This is a genomic window from Desulfobotulus sapovorans DSM 2055 (assembly GCF_059569355.1).
Genome location: NZ_JCANVJ010000015.1, coordinates 29,019 through 53,029, shown reverse-complemented (window position 1 = coordinate 53,029; position 24,011 = coordinate 29,019). Strand labels below are relative to the sequence as shown.

At 54.3% G+C, this 24,011-nt stretch carries 24 protein-coding genes; 5 read left to right on the top strand and 19 right to left on the bottom strand.

Features of this window, described 5'->3' with window-relative positions; translation table 11 throughout:
* Positions 1 to 72 precede the first annotated feature (72 nt).
* Complete coding sequence (locus BR04_RS11220) at positions 73 to 531, top strand: hypothetical protein (RefSeq protein ID WP_496356104.1); 459 nt, start codon at positions 73 to 75, stop codon at positions 529 to 531.
* A gap of 533 nt (positions 532 to 1,064) precedes the next feature.
* Positions 1,065 to 1,232: a hypothetical protein gene (locus tag BR04_RS11215; RefSeq protein ID WP_496356103.1), complete on the top strand. Its 168-nt coding sequence runs from the start codon at positions 1,065 to 1,067 to the stop codon at positions 1,230 to 1,232.
* Positions 1,233 to 1,286: 54 nt separating this feature from the next.
* Here BR04_RS11215 and BR04_RS11210 read toward each other — a convergent pair whose 3' ends face one another.
* From BR04_RS11210 to BR04_RS11125, 18 genes are all read right to left on the bottom strand, one after another.
* Positions 1,287 to 2,156: an MBL fold metallo-hydrolase gene (locus BR04_RS11210; RefSeq protein ID WP_496356102.1), complete on the bottom strand. Its 870-nt coding sequence runs from the start codon at positions 2,154 to 2,156 to the stop codon at positions 1,287 to 1,289.
* The gene (gene dut / locus BR04_RS11205; protein ID WP_496356101.1) at positions 2,153 to 2,614 is read right to left on the bottom strand and encodes a dUTP diphosphatase; all 462 of its coding nucleotides are present in this window, start codon (positions 2,612 to 2,614) and stop codon (positions 2,153 to 2,155) included. Before dut ends, BR04_RS11210 begins: the two co-directional genes overlap by 4 nt.
* Positions 2,602 to 3,915 carry a M16 family metallopeptidase gene (locus BR04_RS11200; protein ID WP_496356100.1) on the bottom strand — a complete coding sequence of 438 codons (1,314 nt, stop codon included), beginning with the start codon at positions 3,913 to 3,915 and terminating at the stop codon, positions 2,602 to 2,604. Before BR04_RS11200 ends, dut begins: the two co-directional genes overlap by 13 nt.
* Before the next feature lie 9 nt (positions 3,916 to 3,924).
* A complete protein-coding gene (pnp, locus tag BR04_RS11195) occupies positions 3,925 to 6,111 on the bottom strand; it encodes a polyribonucleotide nucleotidyltransferase (RefSeq protein WP_496356099.1) in 2,187 nt (728 codons plus the stop codon).
* A gap of 324 nt (positions 6,112 to 6,435) precedes the next feature.
* Positions 6,436 to 6,705, bottom strand: a complete 270-nt coding sequence (rpsO, locus tag BR04_RS11190; RefSeq protein WP_496356098.1) for a 30S ribosomal protein S15 — start codon at positions 6,703 to 6,705, stop codon at positions 6,436 to 6,438.
* Positions 6,706 to 6,870: 165 nt separating this feature from the next.
* On the bottom strand, positions 6,871 to 7,782 hold the full coding sequence (gene truB, locus BR04_RS11185; RefSeq protein ID WP_496356097.1) for a tRNA pseudouridine(55) synthase TruB: 912 nt from the start codon (positions 7,780 to 7,782) through the stop codon (positions 6,871 to 6,873).
* Positions 7,779 to 8,756 (bottom strand): DHH family phosphoesterase, encoded by a 978-nt coding sequence (locus BR04_RS11180; protein ID WP_496356096.1) that lies wholly within the window; start codon positions 8,754 to 8,756, stop codon positions 7,779 to 7,781. Before BR04_RS11180 ends, truB begins: the two co-directional genes overlap by 4 nt.
* Positions 8,737 to 9,141, bottom strand: coding sequence for a 30S ribosome-binding factor RbfA (gene rbfA / locus BR04_RS11175; protein WP_496356095.1), 405 nt, complete (start codon positions 9,139 to 9,141; stop codon positions 8,737 to 8,739). Before rbfA ends, BR04_RS11180 begins: the two co-directional genes overlap by 20 nt.
* A gap of 107 nt (positions 9,142 to 9,248) precedes the next feature.
* Positions 9,249 to 12,113, bottom strand: a complete 2,865-nt coding sequence (gene infB, locus BR04_RS11170; protein ID WP_496356094.1) for a translation initiation factor IF-2 — start codon at positions 12,111 to 12,113, stop codon at positions 9,249 to 9,251.
* Between the two features lie 78 nt (positions 12,114 to 12,191).
* On the bottom strand, positions 12,192 to 13,583 hold the full coding sequence (gene nusA / locus BR04_RS11165) for a transcription termination factor NusA (protein ID WP_496356093.1): 1,392 nt from the start codon (positions 13,581 to 13,583) through the stop codon (positions 12,192 to 12,194).
* Between the two features lie 13 nt (positions 13,584 to 13,596).
* Complete coding sequence (gene rimP / locus BR04_RS11160) at positions 13,597 to 14,061, bottom strand: ribosome maturation factor RimP (protein WP_496356092.1); 465 nt, start codon at positions 14,059 to 14,061, stop codon at positions 13,597 to 13,599.
* Positions 14,062 to 14,325: 264 nt separating this feature from the next.
* Positions 14,326 to 16,749: a phenylalanine--tRNA ligase subunit beta gene (gene pheT / locus BR04_RS11155; RefSeq protein WP_496356091.1), complete on the bottom strand. Its 2,424-nt coding sequence runs from the start codon at positions 16,747 to 16,749 to the stop codon at positions 14,326 to 14,328.
* Positions 16,750 to 16,751: 2 nt separating this feature from the next.
* On the bottom strand, positions 16,752 to 17,759 hold the full coding sequence (pheS, locus tag BR04_RS11150; RefSeq protein WP_496356090.1) for a phenylalanine--tRNA ligase subunit alpha: 1,008 nt from the start codon (positions 17,757 to 17,759) through the stop codon (positions 16,752 to 16,754).
* 165 nt (positions 17,760 to 17,924) lie between these two features.
* A complete protein-coding gene (gene rplT / locus BR04_RS11145; RefSeq protein ID WP_496356089.1) occupies positions 17,925 to 18,281 on the bottom strand; it encodes a 50S ribosomal protein L20 in 357 nt (118 codons plus the stop codon).
* Positions 18,282 to 18,439: 158 nt separating this feature from the next.
* Positions 18,440 to 18,637, bottom strand: a complete 198-nt coding sequence (rpmI, locus tag BR04_RS11140) for a 50S ribosomal protein L35 (protein WP_320356567.1) — start codon at positions 18,635 to 18,637, stop codon at positions 18,440 to 18,442.
* 157 nt (positions 18,638 to 18,794) lie between these two features.
* Positions 18,795 to 19,346 (bottom strand): translation initiation factor IF-3, encoded by a 552-nt coding sequence (gene infC / locus BR04_RS11135; protein ID WP_496356125.1) that lies wholly within the window; start codon positions 19,344 to 19,346, stop codon positions 18,795 to 18,797.
* Between the two features lie 169 nt (positions 19,347 to 19,515).
* Positions 19,516 to 20,022 carry a nucleoside deaminase gene (locus tag BR04_RS11130; protein WP_496356088.1) on the bottom strand — a complete coding sequence of 169 codons (507 nt, stop codon included), beginning with the start codon at positions 20,020 to 20,022 and terminating at the stop codon, positions 19,516 to 19,518.
* 1 nt (position 20,023) lies between these two features.
* The gene (locus BR04_RS11125) at positions 20,024 to 20,569 is read right to left on the bottom strand and encodes a type I restriction enzyme HsdR N-terminal domain-containing protein (RefSeq protein WP_496356087.1); all 546 of its coding nucleotides are present in this window, start codon (positions 20,567 to 20,569) and stop codon (positions 20,024 to 20,026) included.
* 84 nt (positions 20,570 to 20,653) lie between these two features.
* Here BR04_RS11125 and BR04_RS11120 point away from each other — a divergent pair, with 84 nt between their 5' ends.
* From BR04_RS11120 to BR04_RS11110, 3 genes are read left to right on the top strand one after another with little or no spacing between them, the layout of a single operon-like run.
* The gene (locus BR04_RS11120; RefSeq protein WP_496356086.1) at positions 20,654 to 21,751 is read left to right on the top strand and encodes a deoxyguanosinetriphosphate triphosphohydrolase; all 1,098 of its coding nucleotides are present in this window, start codon (positions 20,654 to 20,656) and stop codon (positions 21,749 to 21,751) included.
* A 40-nt stretch (positions 21,752 to 21,791) separates the two neighbouring features.
* Entirely contained in the window at positions 21,792 to 22,409 is a 618-nt protein-coding gene (locus tag BR04_RS11115; RefSeq protein WP_496356085.1) for a YkgJ family cysteine cluster protein, read from the top strand.
* Positions 22,406 to 23,191 (top strand): YkgJ family cysteine cluster protein, encoded by a 786-nt coding sequence (locus BR04_RS11110; RefSeq protein ID WP_496356084.1) that lies wholly within the window; start codon positions 22,406 to 22,408, stop codon positions 23,189 to 23,191. The genes BR04_RS11115 and BR04_RS11110 overlap by 4 nt, the downstream gene beginning before the upstream one ends.
* Before the next feature lie 2 nt (positions 23,192 to 23,193).
* On the opposite strand, the gene BR04_RS11105 is transcribed toward BR04_RS11110, so the two are convergent.
* Entirely contained in the window at positions 23,194 to 24,009 is an 816-nt protein-coding gene (locus BR04_RS11105; RefSeq protein ID WP_496356083.1) for an SDR family NAD(P)-dependent oxidoreductase, read from the bottom strand.
* Between the last annotated feature and the right edge of the window lie 2 nt (positions 24,010 to 24,011).

The window sequence follows — 24,011 nt, the reverse complement described above, 5'->3', positions numbered from 1 at the left end:
GCCTTTTTACGAGCCTCTTCTTCCGCCTTGATGCGGGCTTCTTCCTCGGCCTTTTTACGGGCTTCCTCTACCGTGTCTTTTTTTGTCTGCGGAGCAGGGGCGCTGGAAGCTTCTGTGAAGGATTTCAGAAGCAGTTTTTTGACCCGTAAAACCGCATCTTTGTCCGCTGAGGTGAAGAAGGGAGGGGCAGGGGGGAGGGATGAAGATTCCTGGACAGGTTGGAATGAAGTTTCCGGTCGCCAATCACCAAAGTTACGAAAAAGAATTCCTTCCTTCTGGTCTCCGGAGGCGACAGCTTTGCTCTTTGAAGAAGACGTCGTTTTTTTTGAGGTACTGTTTTTTTTTGCAGCAGCCGTTTTTGTTGTGGCTTCCGCTTTTTTTGTATCTTTTGTATCGCTGCCAGGATTTTTTGTGCTTGTTGCAGGTTTCTTTTTGGTAATTTTTTTTGCCATGATGACCTCTCTGTTTTTCGGCCAATCCCTGTGGGGATCACGCTCGTTTTCCTTTGTAATTATGGACATCGCAATGTAGTTTGCTTCCTTATAGGATTACAGGATTTTTGTAAACACCCTTGATGGGCCTGGGTAGAAAAAGCGACGGAGAGCGGAGGGGCAGGTGCGGGAATAGAAAATGGTTTGTCTGCAATGAAAAGGGAATGGCGGTCTATTTTGGGGAAAGTTCTAAAAAAAAGCTTGACGTAAAGTGAAAGATGATAGATTTAATTAAGGGATTTGTTCCCATTCCCAGTGGTTTTTCCTGTTGTCCCGGGTTTTATGGTCAGCCAACCCGATTCACCCTTCTCCCTTGATCTGAATAAGAATCTCTGTGCATCGTATACGATGGAGTCCCCTCTTCAACTGTGGGAGGGTGGACGGGAATGCCGGACAGGAGGCAGGATACTTTTTGGGCAATGTGGAATTTTATCCATGGGCAACAAGCGGGTTCCCTTCAGATTGTGTCCGCAGTGAGAGTCCAACACCTTAGGTGCAGGGCAGTGAATGCCCTGCATGATCGGTCTTTGCCGTTCAAGACCCTACCCCTTTCCAGAATCAGGAGGTGTCGCCATGTTGAATCAGCATATGGAACATAAAAAAGTGCTTATGGATGGCTTGAATGCCATGCAGCACAGGGAATCGATTCGTCAATATCAGGAGCGTGGCTGGACCCTTGCAGGTGTGACGCCCAATACCAGTGAGATGAAGATGGAGTATCGTTTTAAACGCCCAAAGTAAGGGCGTCCATACGACACGAAGGGAACCTGTAGTACGGCAGAGGTAAAAACGATCCTATCCCGCAACAAAGACGGGGAGGAACGATTCAGAGGGGGAGGAGGTGTCCTGTCGGGATGCTCCTCCCCCAATGCGTATGGCCGGGAGGGGGGACAACTGCCCGGCTGTGTGGAGCCTTGTCTGGGTTCCTGCGAGAGCTTCCCCCACGACACGGCAGGCCCTTTCCGGTTGGTTGTTTTCTTCACTCAGATGGGCAAGGATGACATGGGAGAGCTGGTCGTGGATAACTTCGCCCAGCAGATCCCGTGCATTCTCATTGGAAAGATGGCCTGTACGGCTTTTAACCCGCTGTTTCAAGGCCCAGGGGTAGGGACCTTTATCGAGAAGTTCCGGGCAGTGGTTGGCTTCGAGAACCAGGGCATTGCAGGTTTTGAGATGGTTTTTGATGAGGGTGGTGGCTACCCCCAGATCCGTGGCAATACCGATTTTGATCTGGTCTCTGCTCACCGTAAAGCCCGTGGGATCCGCAGCATCGTGGGAAATGGAGAAGGGGTGGATAAGAAAACCGCCGATGGCAAAGGGAACCCCGCAGGTAATGTCCCTGCGGCAGGCCAGCTCTCCGGTTCTGGTCTTTGCCGCATCCAGAGTCCCGGAGGTACCATAAACGGGAATTTTGAGTTTTCGGGAAAGGACACCTGCGGCACTCACATGATCCGTGTGCTCGTGGGAGAGCACAATGGCGGAAAGACGCTGGGGGCAAATCCCTGTGCTTTCCATGCGACGGAACAGTTCTTTGCAGGAAAAGCCCGCATCTACCAGAATGGCGGTTTCTCCATCGTCTATGTGCAGACAGTTGCCCCTGCTGCCGCTGGCCAGAACGGTGAGGGTCAGGGCAGGGGAATCTTTTTCGGGAAAACCGTCTTTCATGGGGCCTTTTCTCCCCCGGCTCCCGTATGCCCAAAACCGCCTGTACCTCTCAGGGTTGTGTCCAGATTTTTTACTTCTTCCCACTGGATTTGCAGCACAGGAGCGATCACCATCTGGGCGATACGATCTCCTCGCTGTATGGCAACGCTTTTTTTCCCGAGATTGATGAGTGCCACCTTGACCTCTCCCCTGTAGTCCGCGTCTATGGTACCCGGTGCGTTGACAACGGTGACGCCGTGGCGGATGGCCAGCCCGCTTCTCGGGCGGATCTGGGCCTCAAATCCCGGAGGCAGGGCTATGGCAAAGCCTGTGGCGATCAGAGCAATGTCACCGGGATTGAGGGTGCAGGCTTCCGCCGCAGGAAGATCCATTCCTGCAGCGAGGGGGGTCATGAAGGTGGGCAGGGGCAGATCTCCGGCGTGGCCCATGCGGAGAATGGGAATTCTCAGGAGAGACATACCTTTTTTTCTCCGTTGCTGTCTTTATTTTCAACAATACCAAATTTTTCACTTAAGGCTGCCGCATTGTCCGAAGGCCCAAGGACGGAGACAAAGAGGTGGTTTTCTCCAAAGGACAGTCTGGAAAGATTCAGGATATCTTCCCGTGTGACCCCATCTACCTTGGCCAGGGTTTCTTCCACAGGAATGTAGCGTCCAAAGTGGATTTCATTCTGAGCCTGTTTGACCATGAGATTTTCCGTGTTTTCCATGGAAAGTAGGATGTTGCCCTTGGTATAGGCCCTGGCCCCTTCCAGCTCTTCCGTGGAAACGGGCTCATCACATATTTTTTTCAGTTCCCTGTGAATCAGTGTTGCCGATGTTTCCACTGTACCGGGAGCCACTCCGGCATAGATACCCAGCATCCCCGTATCCATATGGCCTGATGAAAAAGCGTAGACCGAATAGGCCAGCCCTCTTTTTTCCCGGATTTCCTGAAAAAGGCGGGAACTCATATTGCCCCCCAGAATGGTTGTCAGCAGGGAGGCGGAAAAACGGTCTTCATGGGTGATGGGAAGCCCTGGTGCCCCAAGGCAGAGGTGTACCTGTTCGATGGGGCGGGCCGTAACCCGGACGCCTTTTTGAATGCGCGGCGTGCGTCTTTCGGATCGTCCGGAGCCAGGAGCAAGCATCTCAAAGGCAGGTGCCAGAAGATCCACCACGCTGCCATGTTCCAGGTTCCCCGCAAGGGAGATGATGACCCGGGAGGGACAGTAGTATTTGCGGAAAAAAACTTGCAGGTCTTCGGATCGGACGCTCTGGATATTTTTAGGGGTTCCCAGAATGGAACGCCCCAGAGGATGCTCTCCCCAGGCGTATTTTTCAAGAAGATGGTGGGCAAAATCTTCGGGGCAGTCCTCCAGCATGCCGATTTCCTGGAGGATAACCGGTCTTTCATTTTCGATCTCTTCGGAATCGAGGCAGGAATTGAGAAACATGTCCGAGAGAATATCCACCATGACAGGCAGGTGGGTATCCATGACACGGGCATGGTAACAGGTCGTTTCCATAGTGGTAAAGGCATTGGACTGCCCACCAATGGCGTCAAAGGCCTTGGCCAGCTCATAGGCGGAACGCCTGCGGGTGCCTTTGAACATCATATGTTCGAGGAAGTGGGAGTATCCCGCTTCTTCTTCGGATTCATCCCGTGTACCGACATCCACCCAGATCCCCATGGCAACAGAGCGCACATGGGGAACCTTGTGGGTGAGAATCCGGACACCGTTGGCAAGGATGGTTTTTTGGGTCATCGGATCCATCATGGGGTCGTCTTATCTCCGACGGGGTCTGCTGCCGTTGGAATCGTCCCTGCGGGGCCGATCACTGCGTCTTGCTTCCCCGTTATTTTCCGAGGGGGGAATCTCACTGCCTGCGGGAGGTTCCAGAAGGGCTTTGTGGCTGAGACGAATTTTACCGTCTCTTGAAATTTCAAGCACTTTTACCTGAAGCATATCCCCTTCACTGACCACATCCGTTACCTTTTGTACCCGCTGGTGCGCCAGTTCCGAGATATGTACCAGACCATCGGTTCCGGGTTTGAGCTGCACAAAGGCTCCGAAGTCTGTGGTGCGTACCACTTTGCCCGTATAGATTTCTCCCACCTCAGGCTCAAGGCAGATTTCAAGTACCAGTTTTTTGGCAGCTTCCGCATCTTCAAGATTAGCGGCTGAAATCTTTACGGTACCCGAATCATCCACATCCAGGTTGCAGCGTGTATCCGCCTGAATGGCCCGGATCATTTTACCGCCAGGCCCAATGAGATCCCGGATTTTATCGGGATTGATTTTTACGGTAAAGACCTTGGGGGCATAGGGAGAGAGGGCACCCCGGGTCTGGGGCATGGCAGCCAGCATTCTGTTGAGAATATGGATACGGCCTTCCTTGGCCTGGGCCAGGGCTCTTTCCATAATCTCTCTGGAAAGCTCAGGGATCTTGATATCCATCTGTATGGCTGTGATTCCCGCTTCACCACCCGCTACCTTGAAGTCCATATCGCCGGTATGGTCTTCGTCTCCCAGAATATCGGAAAGGATGACCACCTTGTCACCTTCCTTGACAAGACCCATGGCAATACCGGAAACGGGAGCCTTGATGGGGACACCGCCGTCCATGAGCGCCAGGGTTCCGGCGCATACCGTCCCCATGGAGGAAGAGCCGTTGGATTCCGTCACTTCGGAGACGATACGGACGGTGTATTCAAATTTGTCCCGATCCGGAAGGATGGGTTCAATGGCCCGGGTGGCGAGGGCTCCATGGCCGAATTCCCGGCGTCCGGGAGCGCCTACCCGCTTCACTTCCCCTACACAGAAGGGGGGGAAATTGTAGTGGAGCATGAAGGGTTTGCTTTCGTCTCCGGAAAGGGTCTCGATGCGCTGTTCATCCTGTCCGGATCCCAAGGTCAGGATCCCCAGAACCTGGGTTTCCCCCCGTGTGAACAGGGCGGAACCATGGGGGCGGGGAAGGCTGCCCACTTCACAGCTGATGGGACGCACCACATCAAAGGCTCTGCCATCAACCCGTGTACCTTCTTCAAGAACAATTTTCCGGCTGACTTTTTTCATGAGACTTTCGAAGAGACTGCCAACTTCCCCTTTACGTGCAGCGCCGTCTTCGCCGAGGCTTTCCAGGAGCTGTTTTTTAACGGCACTGACATTGTCCTTGCGCACCATCTTGTCATCGGCTTTGAGCGCCGCATTCAGGGGGGCTGCGGCCAGCTCGGCAATTTTTTCGGCGAGGGCCATGTCCACAACGGGCGGGGTGAAGCTGCGCTTGGGTTTACCGATGTTTTCCCTGAGCTGTTCCTGAATCTGGATCAGGGGCTGCATGGCAGCATGTCCCTGGAAGATGGCGTCCAGAACATCCGCTTCACTGGCAAAGTCCGCACCACCCTCCACCATGACAATACCGGTTTTGGAGCCAGCCAGGACAATATTCATGTCACAGCCGGGGGCTTTGAGGTCTGAGAGGGTGGGATTGAAAACAAATTTGCCGTCAATCCGGGCTACCCGGATACCGGCAATGGGACCTTCAAAGGGAATATCCGAAAGGGTCAGGGCTGCGGAGGCACCGATGATGGTCAGTACATCCGGATCATTTTCCCTGTCCATGGAAAGAACGGTGCCAATCACCTGGATTTCGCTGCGGTACCCTTTGGGGAAGAGAGGACGGATGGGACGGTCAATGAGGCGGCAGGTGAGGATTTCCTTTTCACTGGGGCGTCCCATTTCCCTGCGGAAATAGTTGCCGGGGATACGGCCTGCGGCATAGATTTTTTCCTGGTATTCCACGGTGAGGGGCAGGAAGTCAATATCCCGTTCCTCGCTTGATGAAACCGCTGTGACCAGAACAACGGTTTCACCGCATTGTACCAGAACGCTGCCCGAGGCTTGTTTGGCAATTTTACCTGTGCTGATGGAAATAACTTTTCCGTCGATGTCTGCGGAATAGGTGAACTGCATCTGAAAACTCCTTTTGCGGGGGCCGTGACCGGACAGATATGGAAACGGACTTACGCAGAAACATCTTTACGGCTCATTTTTTTGGGGAAGTGAGGATAGAGACGTGAAGATGTTTTTGCGGAAGTCCCCTTTGTCCGTTCACAGCAATTTGGGGATAGCTGCCAGTCAGAAATCATTCCGAGTCCGGTGATTTGCTGTTTTCGGCAGCGGACGGCAGCAGACCCTTGCCTGCTGCCGCCGTGTTGTTTGCTTCGAAAAGAAAGTGTGGCCTGGCTGCGTGGGGCGTTTCGGGGAAAGGCGTTTCTGCCCCTTTCCCCTGAAACATTACCGGCGAAGACCGAGGGTGGCGATGAGGTCTCTGTAGCGCTGCATATCCTTGGTTTTAAGATAGTTCAGCAGGCGCCTGCGCTGACCGACCAGGATCAGCAGACCCCTGCGGGAGGCGTGATCCTTTTTGTGAATCTTCAGATGTTCGGTCAGATACAGAATGCGGTGGGAAAGCAGGGCAACCTGTACTTCCGGAGATCCGGTGTCCGATTCATGGGTCTTGAATTTTTCAATGATTTCTTTTTTCTGCTCGTTGGTGAAAACCACGGTACGTCTCCTTCGTTTGGAATAGTGTTGTTTTCCCTTCAACGTTTTCGATCCGATATTCCATTCAGACCGTAAGCCAAGGCTTAAAGGGCGTGTCAAAGGGGGTAAAAAGATTTTCCTGTCCGGAGAAAAAGCTTTTCCGGATCGGAAAATAACTGTCAGGATTCAGATATCTGCATGAGCCAGCACAGCATCATAGGAAAAGGACACCGCATCTTCTTTTTCCTTTCGGATGACGGCAATCAGTCTTCCCGAAGCATCCAGTACACGCAGGGGTGTTTTTGCGGGAAGCGTTCCGGGCAGATCCGCTGTGAAGAGCACTTTGCCATGAAAGACCTTTTCCGTCAAAGTATTATTCGCATGGATTTCAGGCATGAATCCCAGGGCCGTGCCCATGGGGATGGGCAGGTTTTCAGGAAGCCTTCCTTCCGTTCCATCCAGAAGTTTTTCCGGGAGGAGGGCCTCCTGTACGTTAAAGCCACAGCAGGCCGTGCGTCTCAGAGCGGAAAGATGCCCGACCGTGCCAAAGGCTTCGGCCAGATCCGCAGCCAGGGTACGGATATACGTACCTGCCGAACAGTGTACCTCAAAGCGGATCTCAGGAAGAGGGCTTTCCAGCAGTTTCAGGCTGTGTATGGTGACGGGCCTCGCTGGTTTTTCCACGGCCTTTCCCTGACGTGCCAGACGGTAGAGGGGAACGCCCTGATGCTTGAGTGCCGAATAGATGGGCGGTCTTTGCAGAATGGGGCCTGTAAAACGCTCAAAAGTTTCAAGAATCTGTCCTTGATCCAGAAAAGGGACGGGGGCTGTGGCCGTGATCTGGCCCTCAGGATCCAGGGTGTCCGTTGTGCTGCCCAGCAGCAGGCTTGCCTCATAGCACTTGTCACCTCCCAGAAAATAGCGGGAAATGCGTGTGGCCTTGCCGAGACAGATGAGCATGAGTCCTGTGGCAAAGGGATCCAGGGTTCCCGCATGTCCGCTTTTCGGGCCCCCCAATGCCCTTTTGATTCTGGCCACAAGACCTGCCGAACTCACGCCCCGGGGTTTGTCCACAAGGAGGATACCATCCGGATTCATGCCTGGAGACTCCGGGGGGCGATTTGGGAAAGGCTGTTTTCCAGCAGGGTCAGAATGTCCGGAAGGTTCATGGTCGTGGAAAAGCCCGCAGCGGCTTTGTGCCCGCCACCGCCGTGGGCCATGGCGATGACTGTGGCATCCATGCGGCCGTTGGTTCGCAGACTGACCTTGTAGGAGGGGGCGCCTTCAGAGGTATCTTCCTTTTCCCGGATCAGGGCTGCCATCTCCACCCCTTCGATATTGCGGGCATAATTGACAAGTCCGCTTGCCTCTTCATCGCTTGCGCCGCTTTCCGCCAGCATGGCCCGGGTGAGCACCATGGTGGCCAGCTGTCCATTGGCAGCCAGTTTTATGGAAGCCAGCGCCCTCTGAAGGAGCTGGATATGGGAAAAGGCGTATTTCCCGTAAATATTACGGGCAACGGTTTCCGGATGTACTCCGAGGGTGGTCATTTCTGCGGCCATGGTAAGGGCTTCGGTAGAGGTGTTGCTGAATCGGAAGCCTCCCGTATCCGTAAAGATTCCCGCATAGATTCCCCACGCCGCCTCCAATGGAATCTCCCAGCCCATTTCTCTGAAAATTCTGTAAATAATGGCGGTGGTGGAGGCTGCACCGGGATCCACAAGGTTGAAGGTGCCAAAATTTGTATTGCTGGGGTGGTGATCAATGTTGATGCGCTGGGGAATTTTTTCCAGTTCTGACGCGAGACGGCCCATCCTGTCGGCATCTCCGGAATCCAGTACAATCAGGGTATCCATATTCTGGAGCGGGCCGGGATCGCGGGTGATCCGCCGGATACCGGGAAGAAAATCAAAGGAGGCGGGCAGGGCATCTTCATTGTACAGGACAACCTGTTTTCCCCTGGCTTCCAGGCCAAAGCCCATGGCGAGAAGGGAGCCGATAGCGTCTCCGTCGGGCTGTACATGGGAAACCACCAGAACATGGCGGCTTTTTTCAAGTAGATTCCGTAGCATTGTCGTCTCCCTCCTCCCTGGCTTCTTCTGCCGGTCTGTCCGATTCCAGAACCGTGCGGATCATTTTGTCCATGCGGGCACCGTAGTCAAAGGAAGGATCATGGCGGAAACGCAGATCCGGCATGTACTTCAAGCCCAGATCCCGTGCGGCATTCCGCTTCAGAAAACCTTTGGCACTCTGAAACCCCTTGAGGGCATTTTCCTGGGCTTCGGGGCCACCTGCCGTGGTGAAAAAAACGGTGGCGATACGCAGATCCTGGCTGAGTTCCACCGCCGTAACGGTAACAAGGTGCAGACGCGGATCCTGTACATTCCGGGCAAGGTGAGTGGAGATGACCTCACGGATACGGCCCCGGATCCGGTCGGATCTGGGAGAGGCTTTCATGTCAAAGCTCCTTTTTTGGGGCAGATGTGCAGCAAATAAAGCCGCCCGGTGACAACAGGCTTACCGGGCGGCTTTGATTTTTCCGATAAAGAAAGACTGGCTGGATCTCAGCTCAGGCTGGGCTTGATTTCAATAATCTCGTAGGACTCCATGATATCTCCAACTTTGACATCATTGTAATTTTCAATGCCAATACCACATTCATAGCCCCTGGCCACTTCTTTGGCGTCGTCTTTGAAACGCTTGAGGGAAGACATGCGACCGTCATAGAGGATGACACCATCCCGGAGCAGGCGTACCTTCTGGTTTCTGAAGACCGTACCGTCGGTGATGAAGCAGCCTGCAATGGTGCCCACCTTGGGAATGACAAAGGTCTGGCGGACTTCGGCCCTGCCCAGTACTTTTTCCTCAAAGGTGGAAGCCATCATACCCACCATGGCGTTCTGGATATCCTTGAGGGCATTGTAGATGATATCATAGAAGCGCATGTCCACGTTTTCTTCCTTGGCCATGTCGTGTACCTTGGCACCAGGACGGACGTTGAAGCCAAGGATGATGGCATTGGACACCGCAGCGAGAGAGATGTCGGATTCTGTCACCGTGCCTGTGGCGGCATGGATGATGCGGATCTTGACCTCCTGGGAAGACAGCTTGGCCAGCGAATCCCGGAGGGCTTCAATGGATCCCTGAACGTCAGCCTTGAGGATGAGGTTCAGCTCTTTGGCTTCTCCCTCTTCCATCTGCTCAAAGAGTTTTTCAAGGCTCATACGGCTGGTTTTGGCCAGTTCCTTGGCCCGCTGTTTCTGGGATCTGTGCTGGGAAACCTGCCTTGCGTCCTTTTCATCCTTCAGAGCCACAAGCTCATCCCCGGCTTCGGGAACACCGGAAAGCCCCAGAATTTCGACGGGTATGGACGGCCCGGCCACGGAGAGTGCGCTGCCCTTGTCGTTGATCATTGCCCGGATTTTACCGTGGTGAATACCGCAGACCACCGCATCCCCGGTTTTCAGGGTTCCTTCCTGGATCAGTACGGTGGCCACAGGGCCACGACCCGTATCCAGTTTGGCTTCCACCACATGGCCCAGGGCCTTTTTATCCGGATTGGCCCTCAGGTCGAGTACTTCGGCCTGGAGGAGCACCATTTCCAGAAGGGTGTCAATCCCCATATTTTCCTTGGCGGAAACATAGGTGAAGATGGTGTCCCCCCCCCAGTCTTCGGCAAGAACGCCCTTTTCTGAAAGCTCCCGCTTGACACGATCGGGTTCGGCACCGGGTTTATCCATTTTATTGACGGCCACAATGATGGGAACATCAGCCGCCTTGGCATGGTTGATGGCTTCCACGGTCTGGGGCATAACGCCATCATCCGCAGCCACCACCAGGATGACAATATCCGTTACCTTGGCTCCTCTGGAACGCATGGCCGTAAAGGCTTCATGACCGGGGGTGTCAAGGAAGGTAATGCGGCCCCGATCCGTTTCCACGGAATAAGCACCGATGTGCTGGGTGATCCCGCCGGCTTCCCCTGTAACCACCTGGGTTTTCCGGATGGTGTCCAGCAGCGAGGTTTTACCATGGTCAACATGACCCATAACCGTCACAACGGGCGCACGGGTGATGAGTTCTTCGGGTCTGTCCTCATGGGCCTGGAGGATGTGTTCCTCCTCAAACGAAGCCCGTTCCACCTCAAAACCGAATTCCGTTGCCACCAGTACAGCGGTATCATAATCAATGGTCTGGTTGACGGTGGCCATGACCCCCATCATCATGAGTTTTTGGATCATGAGGCTGGATTTGATCCCCATACGCTTGGCCAGTTCTGCAAGAATGATGGTTTCATCCACCTTGATGCGGCGTTTGATGGCCTTTGGCACAGTGATCTGGGTTTTCTGGTGTGCTTCCTGTTTTTTACCTTTTTTGCCCTTCTTACCCTTGCCATAGAGGGCATCCCCCTCCACAACGGAGCGCTTGCGGCCTTTTTTCTTGCCCCTGCGATCTCCCTCTTCTTCACGGGATTCGACAAGATCTTTGGAAAGGCTGTCTTTCCCTTTTTTCTTGCGGCTGCCGCTGGAGGGGGTGTCTGAAGGGGTTTTTTCCGGCATCAGGAGCGCTTCCAGGGGATCCGGTTCAACGCTGACCGGTGCGACGGGTACCGTTGTCGTTGTGGGGGTGACCACAGGAGGACGGCCCGAAGGCTTGGAGGGGCTGCGATCCGATTTCATCTGTTGCAGTACAGCAGGATCAATGCGTTTGATGATTTTGGCGGCCGTATTTTTTTTCTTTTTATTTCGGGCCGCACGGGCGGCTTCGTCGTTCTCTTCGGTTTTTTCCGCAGAGATGACACCTTCCGGCCCTTTTTTATCCGGCTCCGTTACCTGCTCTGCGTTTTGTCCTTTTTCTCCCTCTGTCCCAACATGTTTTTCCGTATCCGGAGAAAGTACAGGGGAGGAGACCGTTTTTTCTGTTTCCATGGCAAGGGCCTCAGGGGCGATCACGTTGATCTCCGGGGCAACAGGGGGAGGGGATACCGGTGTCTCCGGGGGCCGGAAAATAATTTTGGCAGCCCCGTTACCCCTGGGGGGTTTGGGAGAGCGGTGGGAAGGTCTGGTGCCATCGTTTTCGGCTCCGGGCAGTTGGGTTTCTTTTTTTTCTGCAGCTTCTGCTGGAGAATGACCCGGATCTGCAAGGGGAGGGGCCGGTGTCCCCGCAGCCGCCTGGGCTGGCGCATTCGCATTGCCGGAACGACCGGAACGGCGTCTGCGCCGACGGACGACGGAGGGCTGAACCCGGCTGTTTTCTTCTTCCGTGTCTTTTCCAAGTACAAAACGCCTGATGGCTTCGATTTCACCGTCTTCCAGGGCACTCATGTGGCTCCGAACTTCGACGCCATCCATTTTTGCGATTTTGTCGAGGATCGCCTTATTGGTCATATTTAATTCTTTGGCCAGCTCATACACTCTGATTCGTCCCATCCATATCCCCCTTCTCACCGGTAGCAGAGGTTTTTGCCTCTGAAGCTTCCGAATTACCGCGGTTTTCCCGGTCCGGAATTATTCGTTTTCCGATTCCGGTGTCGCCGCTTCGTCTGCGGGGACCTTCCGGTTTTCTTCCATTACAGGTATCTCCGCCATTTCTCTGTCCGTGTCTCCCGGATCTTCTTCGAGAGAAACAGAGGTTTCAGCGTCAGATTTGTCTTTGTTTTTTTTCTGTGCTCTGGACGCAATGGCCGAAGCAATGATGCTTTTTGCCAGCTCTTCGTCCAACCCTTCAATATCCAGCAGATCTTCCAGCTGGGCATGGGCCACATCCCGAACTGAAGAAAAACCTGCGCCATACAGGGTTTCCGCCAGGGTCATGCCCACTCCGGGAATTCCCATGAGGGCGGCATACCCCTCCTTCATAGCCTGACTGTAGGAGGCCTCACTTTTCACATCCAGATGCCAGCCTGTAAGCCTTGAGGCCAGACGTACATTCTGTCCTTTTTTCCCAATGGCAATGGACAGAAATTCATCGGGTACAATAACCTCCATGGCCCGGTTGTCCTCGTCAATCACAACCCGCAGAATTTCAGCAGGTGCAAGGGCATTGCAGACAAAACGTGCTGCATCCGGATTCCAGGGGATGATGTCGATTTTTTCGCCGCGGAGTTCCTGCACAACAGCCTGTACCCGGGATCCCTTCATTCCCACGCAGGCACCTACGGGATCCACGCCGGAATCCTGAGAGGATACGGCGATCTTGGCCCGGATACCGGGTTCCCGTGCAGCGGCTTCAATGGAAACCGTACCTTCTGCCACTTCGGGGACTTCACTGCGGAAAAGGGCAATGAGAAACTGGGGATGGGTTCTGGAAAGAACAATCTGGGGGCCACGGCTGTCCTGCATGACCTTCATGATGCTGGCCCGGATACGGTCGCCCCTGCGGTAGCTTTCCCTTGGAATCTGTTCCCGTGCCGGGAGGAGGGCTTCGGTCTGCCCGAGATTGACAAGAATATCCCCCCGGTCTACACGCTGAACAATGCCGTTGATGATTTCTCCCTTGCGGTCGATAAAGCCGTCGTAAACCGCATTGCGTTCCGCATCCTTGACTTTCTGGATAATGACCTGTTTGGCGGACTGCGCAGCGATACGACCGAAACTTGCCGTATCCAGTTTGGTACCCAGAGAGTCTCCGATTTCACAGTCCGGATCCAGCTTGCGTCCTTCTTCCAGGGGAATCTGAAAATCGGGTTGGCTTACTTCCGCCACTACCTCCCGGAACTGGAAGACTTCTATTTCGCCCAGTTCGGCATTGTACTGAGCCTCCACATCAATGTGGGATCCCAGTTTTTTTTTGGCGGCGGACTCCAGGGCTTCTTCCAGGGTATGGATCAGGGTTTCCATGGGAATTCCCTTGTCCCGACTGACCTGTTCAATAACCCTTTTGATATCGCTAAACAGCATAATATGCTCTCCCTTAGTCCCGGCAGATCCGCGCCGAGTGGATTTCCCCATAGGGAATGGCAACGGTTGTTTCGGTAAGCTTGAGGGTTACCAGGCCGTTGGTGATGCCCAGCAGTTCGCCCTTGTAGTTGCGTTGTCCATTCATGGAGGTGCGGGTCTTGATTTTTACCACTTCCCCGGAGAAACGTTCGAAATCCTGGGGGTTGACAAGGGGGCGATTGATGCCGGGAGATGAAACTTCAAGGCTGTACTGTCCCGGAATATTAATATGTACATCCAGGAGATAAGCGAATTCCTTTGCAAAACGGGCGCAGTCATCAATGGTGATGCCTCCTTCCTTGTCCATAAGAAGGCGCAGTATCTGTCGTCCGTTTTCATTGACAAATTCAACAAGGACAAGCTCCAGACCCAGGTTTTCTGAAAGGGGCAGGGCAAGATCCTGAATACGATGGATCAGGCTGTGTTTTTCCGTTTGCAAGCTTTTTCCTCCAAGGACAAAAGGAAGACCGGAATTGCATAAAGAAAAAACGGGCAGTGGCCCGTTTTCCGTGGCGATTCCGGTACTGTTGGCATGGCAGTGTGCAATGTCCTGAAATACGGATGCAACTCTGGAAAATGCCAGACATACCAATTAGGCTATTTTTACAGGTTTGTCAAGGCTGCTTTCACGGGTAAGGGATTCGGCCTTTTGCCGGAAAGCGTGGAAGAAGCCCCTGGCCGATACCGGACAGGGGCTTTTGTCTCAGGCGGGCAGGGTGGCGTCAAAACATTTCAGGAGGTTTTCCGTAATTTTTTCCTGAACTTTATTGACCTTTTTGTCTGCAAGGGTTTCGCTGGGGGAGCGGTAGACCATGCGCAGGGTCAGGCTTTTTTTGCCTTTGGGAATTCTGTCGCCCTGGTAGAGGTCGTGGACGCTTAAGGATTCCAGGATGGCAGGTCTGTCCTTTTCTACTTCGGTCAGAATATCCCCAGCGGCTATTTCTGTGTTCAGAATCAGGGTAAGATCCCTGAGCGTGGCCGGGTATCTTGGAATTTCTCTGGAGAGCTGGAGGGGTTCCTGGCTATTCAACAGAGCCTTCAGATCCAGCTCGGCCATGAAAACGGCCTGCTTGATGTCAAAGAGGCGGCAGGTTTCCGGATGTACTTCGTAAATATGACCGATGGGATTTTCTTTAACGGTGATGCAGGCTGAGGCACCCTTTCGGAACCAGGGGAAGCGCGCCGGGTCTTTGGGAGTCGCGTAGCACGCAGGGGGAATTTTAAGGTTTTCCAGCAGGGCTTCCAGGGCTCCTTTGAGGTCAAAGAAATCACAGGGGGCAGGGCGGGTATGCCAGCCTGTCGTACTGCGGTTTCCTGTCCATGCCAGAGCCAGCAGTTCTTTCTCCTCGGGCAGGTCATGACCTTCAAGGGGGGTAAAGGTGGTTGCAATCTCAAAAATCTTCAGATTTTTTTCCTGCTGGGCGATGTTGCGGGCCAGGGTGGTCAGCATACCGGGAACGAGACTGGTACGCATCACAGCAAGGTCTTCGGATATGGGGTTTTGCAGGCTTACGACAGACCGCAGGGTATGGTGCCCGGAAAGACGCATCTTGTCCGCGCTGTCTTTGGCTACAAAGCTGTAGGTGATCACCTCGTGGAACCCCAGGCCGCAGACCTGATCCTGGAGCAGGCGACGGAAGCGGATGCTCGGGGGGTCAAAGCGGGTTTCAGCAGGCATTTCCGGAAAGGTGACGGGAATATTGTCGTATCCGAAAAGTCTTGCCACTTCTTCGGAAATATCTTCTTTTCGGGAGACATCCACCCGGAAAGGGGGAACCTCCACCGAGAGGATCTCTCCTTCTGCTGTGACCATGAATCCCACTTTTTGCAAAAGGGAGACCATGGCTTCTGCGGTCAGGCTGAGTCCGATACGCTGGTTGATGAAATCTGTGCTGACGGTAACCCTGCGGGGTACAGGAGGGGAAGGGTGTACATCAATGAGATCCTCCACCCGCCTGCCCCCCCCCACTTCCAGCATGAGGCTTGCGGCGCGGTTCAGGGCATAGAGGGTTCCCAGGGGATCCACGCCGCGTTCGAAGCGGTAGGAGGAATCGGTGGAAAGTCCCAGGATTTTGGCCGTTCTGCGGATGGAGGGGGGATCAAAGCAGGCGCTTTCGATGAGTACTCTTCGTGTGCTTTCCGTTACTCCGGAATGCAGGCCGCCCATGACACCGGCGATGGCAACGGGTTTTTCACCGTCACAGATCATCAGCATGTCCGCGTCCAGCTTGCGTTCTTTCTCGTCCAGGGTGATGAAGGTCTCCCCTTCCTTGGCTCTGCGTACCAGGATACGATTTTCGGCCAGGGTATCAAAATCAAAGGCGTGGAGGGGCTGGCCCGTTTCCAGCATGACAAAGTTGGTGACGTCCACAATATTGTTGATGGGCCGGAGGCCTGCGGCGATGAGGCGGTTTTTCATCCATGCAGGGGAAGGCCCTACGGTGATGTCCACAAGCAGGCGGGCTGCATAGCGGGGACAGCTCTGGCTGTCCTCAACGGTCACGCGGGTATGATCCGCCATGCTTCCCAGTGCGGGGTCGGCTTCGGGCATTTGGACGGCCGGGGCCTGGAAGACCGTATCGCCAAAGGCGGCCACTTCCCGTGCAAGGCCCATCACGCTGGCACAGTCCACCCTGTTGGGGGTGAGTCCGATGGTGAAGACCATATCGTCCATATCCAGGGCCTTGTCCAGGGGCATACCTGTGGGGGTATCGGGAGGCAGGGCCAGAATACCGGAATGATCCTGATCCAGATTCAGCTCTCTGGCACTACAGAGCATGCCTTCGGAGAGTTCTCCCCGGATTTTACCCTTTTTGAGAACTGAGCCGTCGGGCATGGTGGTGCCGGCTATGGCCAGAGGGGCCAGCATGCCGTTTGCAATATTGGGCGCACCACAGACAACATGGAGGATGGTGTCTCCCGTATCCACCTTGCAGGTTTGCAGCTTGTCCGCATTGGGATGAGGGGCAATGTCAAAAATACGTCCCACGCGGATACCCTCAAGGTGGGCAAAGGGGCGCTCCACGGCTTCCACTTCCAGGCCAGCCATGGTCAGGGCGTGGGAAAGGGCATCCGGTGTCATGGATACGGGTATCAGGCTTTTAAGCCAGTTGAGACTGAGTTTCATGACTAGAACTGCTCCAGGAATCGGATATCGTTTTCAAAGAACTTCCGGAGATCGTCGATGCCGTACTTGAGCATAGTCAGACGCTCCACCCCCATGCCAAAGGCGAATCCCCGGTAATGTTCCGGATCAATGCCTGTGTTTTCAAAGAGTACGGGATGTATCATGCCGCAGCCCAGAACCTCCAGCCAGCCGGTCTGGGAGCAGATGCGGCAGCCTTTTCCCTTGCACATGACGCAGCGGATATCCACCTCTGCGCTGGGTTCCGTAAAGGGGAAAAAGCTTGGTCGGAAACGCAGGCTGGTATCTTTGTCAAAAAGGGCATGGATAAAGGCGGTGAGAATACCCTTGAGATCTCCGAAGCTGGCCTTTTCATCCACAAGCAGCCCCTCAATCTGGTGAAACATGGGGGTGTGGGTGATATCCGAATCACAGCGGTAAACCCGGCCTGGTGCAATGATGCGGATGGGAGGGGTATGGCTTTCCATGAAGCGGATCTGTATGGGCGATGTGTGGGTGCGCAGCACCACCTTTTCGGAAACATAGAAGGTGTCCTGCATGTCCCTTGCCGGATGGTGGGGCGGGATATTGAGGGCCTCGAAATTGTACCAGTCCAGCTCCACTTCCGGGCCTTCGGAGATTTCGAAGCCTAAGCGGCTGAAGATATCGGAAATTTCCCTGCGGATGCGGTTCAGGGGGTGCAGTGTACCTGTGGGTACCGGGCGACCCGGGAGGGTGATGTCCACATCTGCCGCCTGATCTGCGGCAGCTGCCTCCAGAAGGGCTTTCTTTTCGGAAAGGGCCTGCTCAAGGGTCTCCTTTGCCGCATTGATCCGCTGGCCAAAGGCGGGGCGCTCTTCGGGAGGAAGGGAGGCCATGGTGCGCATGTGCTGGGTCAGTAGGCCTTTTTTGCCCAGATAACGCACGCTGAGGGCCTGGAGTTCCCCGGCATCTTCTATGCCTGCAAGGGTGGTCAAGGCCTCTTCTTTCAGTTGTTCGATGCTGGTTTCCACGTCGTATGCCCTGTATCGGTGGGTTGGGGTTTCTGGTCGCTTTGGGGAAGCAGTTAAAAAAAGCCGGAACTCCCGTACCCGGAAGGGGCGGAGGTTCCGGCTTTCTGTGCGACCGGTCATACGGTCATCAATAAAAAAACGACCCGAAGCCGGGACGTCATGGCGTTAAGCCTGCAGCTTGTCGGAGGCGGTTTTGGCGATGATGGCAAAACCCTCGGGATCGGAAATGGCAAGTTCCGCCAGAACCTTGCGATCCAGATCGATGTCGGCCATTTTGAGGCCGTGAATCAGCCGGCTGTAGGAAAGTCCGTTCATCCGGGAGGCGGCGTTGATACGGGCAATCCAGAGACGGCGGAAATCCCGTTTTTTCTGGCGGCGGTCGCGGAAGGCATACATCAGGGCCTTGTCCACGGAGTCTGCGGCTGTGCGGAAGAGTTTGCTGCGACCACCACGGAAACCTTTGGCGAGCGCGAGAACTTTTTTACGTCTGTGTCTGGCTTTGAAGCCTCTTTTGATGCGCATGGGTGGATCTCCTCAAAAAAAGAATAAAAAACCGGTTTTTCCACCGCGTTCCGGATTCAGGGGCACCCCGGAGGACAGGGCCATGGCGACCCTTGTAATAACGAGGTTCGGAGCGGAGTGCTGGCTGTCAGCACAAAGGACAAGCCGGAGACAGAGGCTTATGCGTAGGGCATGAGCCGGAGAAGCTGAGACTGATTGGTCTTGTCAGCAATCTGACCCTGACGCAGATTCCGTTTTCTTTTACGGGTTTTTTTGGTCAGAATGTGACTGGAATTGGCCTTCCGGATTTTAAATTTACCGGAGCCAGTGCGGGTAAAGCGCTTGGCTGCGGCCCGGTTGGTTTTCATTTTTGGCATGAAACGGCCTCCTTTTTGCCATCCTTGATGAGAATTGTCGATCTCTGTCCGGGGATTGCGCTGCAAACAATTCCCGGGGCTTTAAAAAAACAAAAATACTGGCGCATGAAGACATGCGCCAGAAAAATAAACGCCATCTGGTCTGAAAAGCAAAAGGTCAGGCTTTGGGTACTAGAATCATCATCATGGTTCGCCCTTCAAACTTGGGTGTGGACTCGGCAACAGCGATGTCTTCCACCTGGGCGATGATGCTTTCAAGAACGCTGCGACCCCGGTCACTCATGGTGATTTCACGGCCCCGGAACATGACGGTGACCTTCACCTTGTTTCGTTTTTCAATGAATTTCCGGATATTCTTGAGCTTGGTTTCCAGATCGTGATCGCCGGTCTTGGGGCGCACCTTGACTTCTTTGAGCTGTACCACCGTCTGCTTTTTACGGGCTTCCTGCTGTTTTTTGGTCAGTTCATATTTGAACCGGCCATAATCCATGATCTTGCACACAGGAGGCTTGGCCTGGGGGGACACCTCTACCAGATCCAGGGCCAGGCCTGCTGCAATGTCAAGGGCTTTGGGAACGGGCATTATGCCCAGTTGTTCTCCGTCGGGATCAATCACCCGAACTTCCTTTGCCCGGATGTTGCGGTTTATTCTGGTACGGCTCTGGCTTTGTTGCGGGGACTCGGGTCCCGGCTGACGTCCGTTGGTAATTATACCGGACCTCCTCGTGCTGCGCGTTATCCGTTGAAATCACTTCGGATGGGAAAGTGATCGGTTCATGTTGGTCAGCGTGAATATATAGATCATCTTCCATGGCTGTGCAAGTAAATAATCACTGTGTGCAATAAACATCATGAAAGGAAAAAGGGTATAGGCATTTTTATTCCGTCAGGAGGGTATAGCTGGCCAGAAGGCTGCCCTGCCAATAGCTTTGGGACGGATCCCTGAAATAGGTACGGAAAAGTGTCAGGCTTTCCTCCCTCCGGAAGCGGGGACGGATTTCAAGGGTGCTGTGGGCGTAGAGGGGGGGGAGGCCAGCAAGGTTGCAGGTGGTGCCGCCGCCCATGGCATCTTCATAGGCCCAGACCAGTCTGCCGATACCGGACAGAAGAATGGCGGCATAGCACATCAGGCAGGGTTCCAGGGTGACGTAGAGGGTCGTGAGCTGACGTTCTTTCCGGTCAAGACGGGTTTCCAGTTCCCTCAGAGCCAGGATTTCGGCATGATGAATCTCACTGGGCCGTCTGCCTCTGGAGTCCTGTCTGCGGGACTGCACGAGGATCTGATCGTTCAGGGTTACAACACAGCCTACGGGAAATTCTCCTTCCCAGAGGGCTTCTTCGGCAAGTTTCAGGGCCTGGCCCATAAAAACATGATCGTGGTGCATGTCAGGTCTCCGGGTTCAGGTGACAGACGGCGTCGTCGCAGGGACAGGCGTCGTTGACCTCAAAGGCATAGAGAATCCGGTGGCAGCGATCTTCCAGAACGGGATTCAGGGGTTCCTGTAAGAGGGATGCCTCATTCAGTATGGCAGGGCCAGGAATCCTTTCGAGTCCCTGTGTCAGGAGGACACCGCTTCTGGTTTCCAGGATTTCAGCATCTTCACCGTTGGTGACCACAAAAAGGGGGGCGCTCATGAGAAGGGCTGCGGCACGTGCCGGAGTGCGGCGGGTGACCAGGGAACCAGGTCCGTATCGGATGAGGAGGGAGGCTTTACCCTTGGGTTGAACCAGAAAGTCCAGGCGGATTTCCGCCCTCTTTGTGTCACATTTCAGAACCAGGGGGATGTTGGATGTAATTTCTTCTGCATCATACCCCAGTGTGAGAAGCAGGGCGGCTATTTTCTGGCGATAGCGGTTGTCATGGGTGTCCGCGATGATTGTTCCGCTGAGAATATCCTGCATCTGTCCAAGGATAAGATGGTGTCCGCCCATGATTCCCCTCATCGTAAAAGTGGTGTCCGCCCTTTACAAGGCGGGGTGTCTTGTGCATAGGATGGAACCCGCTGAAACTGGATCATGGTTGAAGAGTATACCGAAATTGCAGCAGGCAGGCAACGCATGTCGATACGGGAAGATTTTGAGAGGCGGGAAGCAGGGTTTATTGCAGCTTATGGATGCCGTGCTGCGGCGTCCAGAGGGCGGAGGCGTCCAGAGGACTTTTGTCCTATCCGGACGGTTTTTCAGCAGGATAGGGATCGCATTGTTTTTTCAAGCGGTTTTCGTCGGTTGAAGCACAAAACCCAGGTTTTTCTTTCTCCTTTGGGAGATTATTACAGAACCCGCCTGACCCATACTCTGGAGGTGGCGGAGGTGGCAAGAACCATTGCCCGAGCCTTACGTCTGAACGAAGATCTGACGGAGGCTGTGGCTTTGGGGCATGATCTGGGACATACCCCATTCGGACATTCCGGCGAGACGGTACTCAAGGAAATTTATTCCAGGCATTTTTCCCATGCGGCCCAGAGTCTCCGAGTGGTGGATCTTTTAGAAAAACGGGGGGAAGGGTTGAACCTTACCTTCGAGGTTCGTGATGGTATTCTGAAACATTCAAAGGGTTTTGGTAATATTATTCCCACGGAACCCGGTGAGAAAGCTGTGACAGTGGAAGGGCAGGTGGTGCGTATTGCGGATATCATTGCCTATCTTAACCATGATCTGGACGATGCCGTGCGCAGCGGCGTCATTGAGCGCAGTCAGATTCCCGAATCCTGCCGGAAGATTCTTGGGGAAACCCATTCCGCACGGGGGACTACCATGATTCGGGATATTGTTTTTAACAGCAGCATGGAGGGTGGTGTTTTCTGTCTGCGCATGAGTTCTGTCGTATACGACACCATGGCGGAGCTGCGACAATTTCTTTTTGAGAATGTGTACCGCTCTCCCAAGGTACACAATGAATTTGTGAAGGCCAAGAAAATTCTTGAAGAGCTTTTTGCCTATTTTATGGACGATATCAGGGGATTGGAAGTGGAGTTGAAGCGTATGGAGCTGCCTCCCTTTGATCCGGACAGGGATGTGCGGGAGCAGGTGGTTTGTGATGCCATTGCCAGCATGACGGATCGCTATGCGCTGAACCTTTACCACAGAACCTTTATGCCCTTTCCCCAGTTTTGAAGGGGAAGAGGGGGCTTGCAGAGAGAGGAGTTTCGGAAAAATGGAAGGTTTGGAGACGGGGCTTGCACCGGAGGTGCTGGCTTCTTTTTTTTCCAGAATTGCAGGACTGTATGAAAATATGGACAGGGCGTACGGGCTTGTGGCGGAAAAGGCGCTCTTTACCTGTCGCGGATGTCAGGATAACTGCTGCGAGACGCGTTTTTATCATTATACCCTTGTGGAGGTGCTGTATCTTCTGAAGGGGTTTTCCGTCCTCCCGGAAGAAGAGCGACGGCGTATGGAGGAAAGGGCCGAGGCTTGGTATCAGTCCATGAAGAGTCATGATGCTGAAGGAAATGCCATCCCTTTTCGGGGACTCTGTCCTTTGAATGTGGAGGGGCGTTGTCGGGTCTATGCCCAGAGGCCCATGATCTGCCGACTTCACGGAGTGCCCTGGAAGATGCTGGGCAGAAGTGGTGAGGTCACGGGGCCGGGGTGTGAGGTGTTTGGGGATGGGGTGGATTCCCCTTGCCTGGATCGTACCCCCCACTATCGGGAGCTGGCCCTGCTGGAGCAGGATCTGCGGAAAAAATCTGGATTTGACGGACGGATCCGCCTGAGCATTGCTGAAATGTTGGGGCTACCCATGCCCGATGTGGGGAGGGAGGAAAAGGGATGAAGCATCTGGACGTGGAAGCCCTGGAGACGTTGCCGGGAAAGCGGATTCTGCCAGGGGAACATTTTGCCTTCCGTTGCCATGAGGGGGTTTCCTGCTTTAACCTCTGCTGTCGGAATTTGAATCTTTACCTTTATCCTTATGATGTGCTGCGGTTGTGCAAGGCCCTGAAGCTTTCTTCCGAGGATTTCATGGAGCGCCACACGGATGTGGTGATGCGTAAGGGAGAGTATTTCCCCGAAGTCCTGCTGCGTATGGCGGAAAATGCGGAAAAGACCTGTCCTTTTCTGACGGATGCGGGGTGTTCCGTGTATGTGGACAGGCCGGATACCTGTCGAACCTTTCCCATTGAGCAGGGGACTGTCCTGAAACCGGACGGTTCTGTGGTGGAAACGGTGGCTTTTTTTCGGCCTCCGGAGTTCTGTATGGGCCAGAAGGAGGAGAAAATCTGGAGTCTGGAGGCCTGGGCTCAGGATCAGGATGCCAAACGTCACAACCAGATGACCCGGGAATGGGGAGTGGTTCGGGCGTTGTTTTCCCGGGATCCCTGGGGGCTGGAAGGTTTTTACGGGAAAAGGGGAAAGATGGCCTTCATGGCTGCCTATCACGTGGTCAGTTTTCGGAAATTTCTTTTTGAATCCAGTTTTTTCCAGCGCTATAAAGTGCATCCGGATCTGAAAAGGAAGCTGAAGAAGGATGATGTAGCCCTTCTCCGTTTTGGTTTTGACTGGATACGTCACAGTATCTGGGGGGTTGGCGTATCCAGTATGCAGCTGAAAAAATAAGGCTATACCACCCCGGAGGGCATGGGAGGGACTTTTTCCCCTCCCAGTACATAACCGCCATCCAGACGCAGAGTGCAGCCCGTCATATAGGGGGCTTCCAGGACAAGAAAGCGAACGGCGCGCACCACATCCTCCACAAGGCCGATCCGCCCCATAAGGGTGTGGTCTGTGAGAGCCTTTTTTTGATCTTCGCTGAGCAGCCCCCATCCCCGGGTATGAGGGCCGTGGCGGGTTTCTATAAGGCCCAGCATCAGCTCATTGACCCGAACCTCCGGGGCGCCGAGGCGGGCCCAGGTTTCCGTGAGGATGGAGATGCCCCGGTTGGCTGCAGCATAGCCCTCATTGAAAAGCAGCCCCACCGGGCCGGAGCGTCCTGTGAGGGCGGCGATGGAGGAAATGTTGACGAGGCAGCCTTCTCCTGAGGCCTTGAGATGGGGAAGGGTGGATTCGGCCAGCCACTGCTTGGCCCTTAGGGTGGTTTCCTGTTCCAGATCCCACTGCTCCTGAGAATATTTTCCGTGTACAATGGGCATGCCGCCCCGTTCCATGTTATTGATGAGAATGTCCAGGCGGCCAAAATGGGAGATGATTTTCCGGATCAGTTCCGGGATGGCTTCGGTATTGCGCAGATCCACGTCAAAAATCCGGAAAGGGACGCCGCTTGCGGCAATATCCCTTTCCATCTCTGCAAAATCTTCAGGCCAGTCCATGCGGGTAAGGGCCAGGCACGCCCCCGAACGGGCCAGATCGAGGGCGATGGCCTTTCCGATACCCCGGACAGATCCTGGAACCAGGGCCACCTTTCCTTGCAGGGGCATGT

Bases quoted from the DNA above. Each gene is read 5' to 3' on its own strand.
- BR04_RS11105 (WP_496356083.1), bottom strand. From the start codon at position 24,009: ATGCCCCTGCAAGGAAAGGTGGCCCTGGTTCCAGGATCTGTCCGGGGT.
- BR04_RS11110 (WP_496356084.1), top strand. From the start codon at position 22,406: ATGAAGCATCTGGACGTGGAAGCCCTGGAGACGTTGCCGGGAAAGCGG.
- BR04_RS11200 (WP_496356100.1), bottom strand. From the start codon at position 3,915: ATGATGGATCCGATGACCCAAAAAACCATCCTTGCCAACGGTGTCCGG.
- BR04_RS11120 (WP_496356086.1), top strand. From the start codon at position 20,654: ATGGTTGAAGAGTATACCGAAATTGCAGCAGGCAGGCAACGCATGTCG.
- rbfA (WP_496356095.1), bottom strand. From the start codon at position 9,141: ATGAAAGCCTCTCCCAGATCCGACCGGATCCGGGGCCGTATCCGTGAG.
- BR04_RS11115 (WP_496356085.1), top strand. From the start codon at position 21,792: ATGGAAGGTTTGGAGACGGGGCTTGCACCGGAGGTGCTGGCTTCTTTT.
- infB (WP_496356094.1), bottom strand. From the start codon at position 12,113: ATGGGACGAATCAGAGTGTATGAGCTGGCCAAAGAATTAAATATGACC.
- nusA (WP_496356093.1), bottom strand. From the start codon at position 13,583: ATGCTGTTTAGCGATATCAAAAGGGTTATTGAACAGGTCAGTCGGGAC.
- BR04_RS11180 (WP_496356096.1), bottom strand. From the start codon at position 8,756: ATGCTACGGAATCTACTTGAAAAAAGCCGCCATGTTCTGGTGGTTTCC.
- BR04_RS11215 (WP_496356103.1), top strand. From the start codon at position 1,065: ATGTTGAATCAGCATATGGAACATAAAAAAGTGCTTATGGATGGCTTG.
- dut (WP_496356101.1), bottom strand. From the start codon at position 2,614: ATGTCTCTCCTGAGAATTCCCATTCTCCGCATGGGCCACGCCGGAGAT.
- rplT (WP_496356089.1), bottom strand. From the start codon at position 18,281: ATGCGCATCAAAAGAGGCTTCAAAGCCAGACACAGACGTAAAAAAGTT.
- BR04_RS11130 (WP_496356088.1), bottom strand. From the start codon at position 20,022: ATGCACCACGATCATGTTTTTATGGGCCAGGCCCTGAAACTTGCCGAA.
- pnp (WP_496356099.1), bottom strand. From the start codon at position 6,111: ATGCAGTTCACCTATTCCGCAGACATCGACGGAAAAGTTATTTCCATC.
- BR04_RS11210 (WP_496356102.1), bottom strand. From the start codon at position 2,156: ATGAAAGACGGTTTTCCCGAAAAAGATTCCCCTGCCCTGACCCTCACC.
- BR04_RS11125 (WP_496356087.1), bottom strand. From the start codon at position 20,569: ATGGGCGGACACCATCTTATCCTTGGACAGATGCAGGATATTCTCAGC.
- rpmI (WP_320356567.1), bottom strand. From the start codon at position 18,637: ATGCCAAAAATGAAAACCAACCGGGCCGCAGCCAAGCGCTTTACCCGC.
- pheT (WP_496356091.1), bottom strand. From the start codon at position 16,749: ATGAAACTCAGTCTCAACTGGCTTAAAAGCCTGATACCCGTATCCATG.
- truB (WP_496356097.1), bottom strand. From the start codon at position 7,782: ATGAATCCGGATGGTATCCTCCTTGTGGACAAACCCCGGGGCGTGAGT.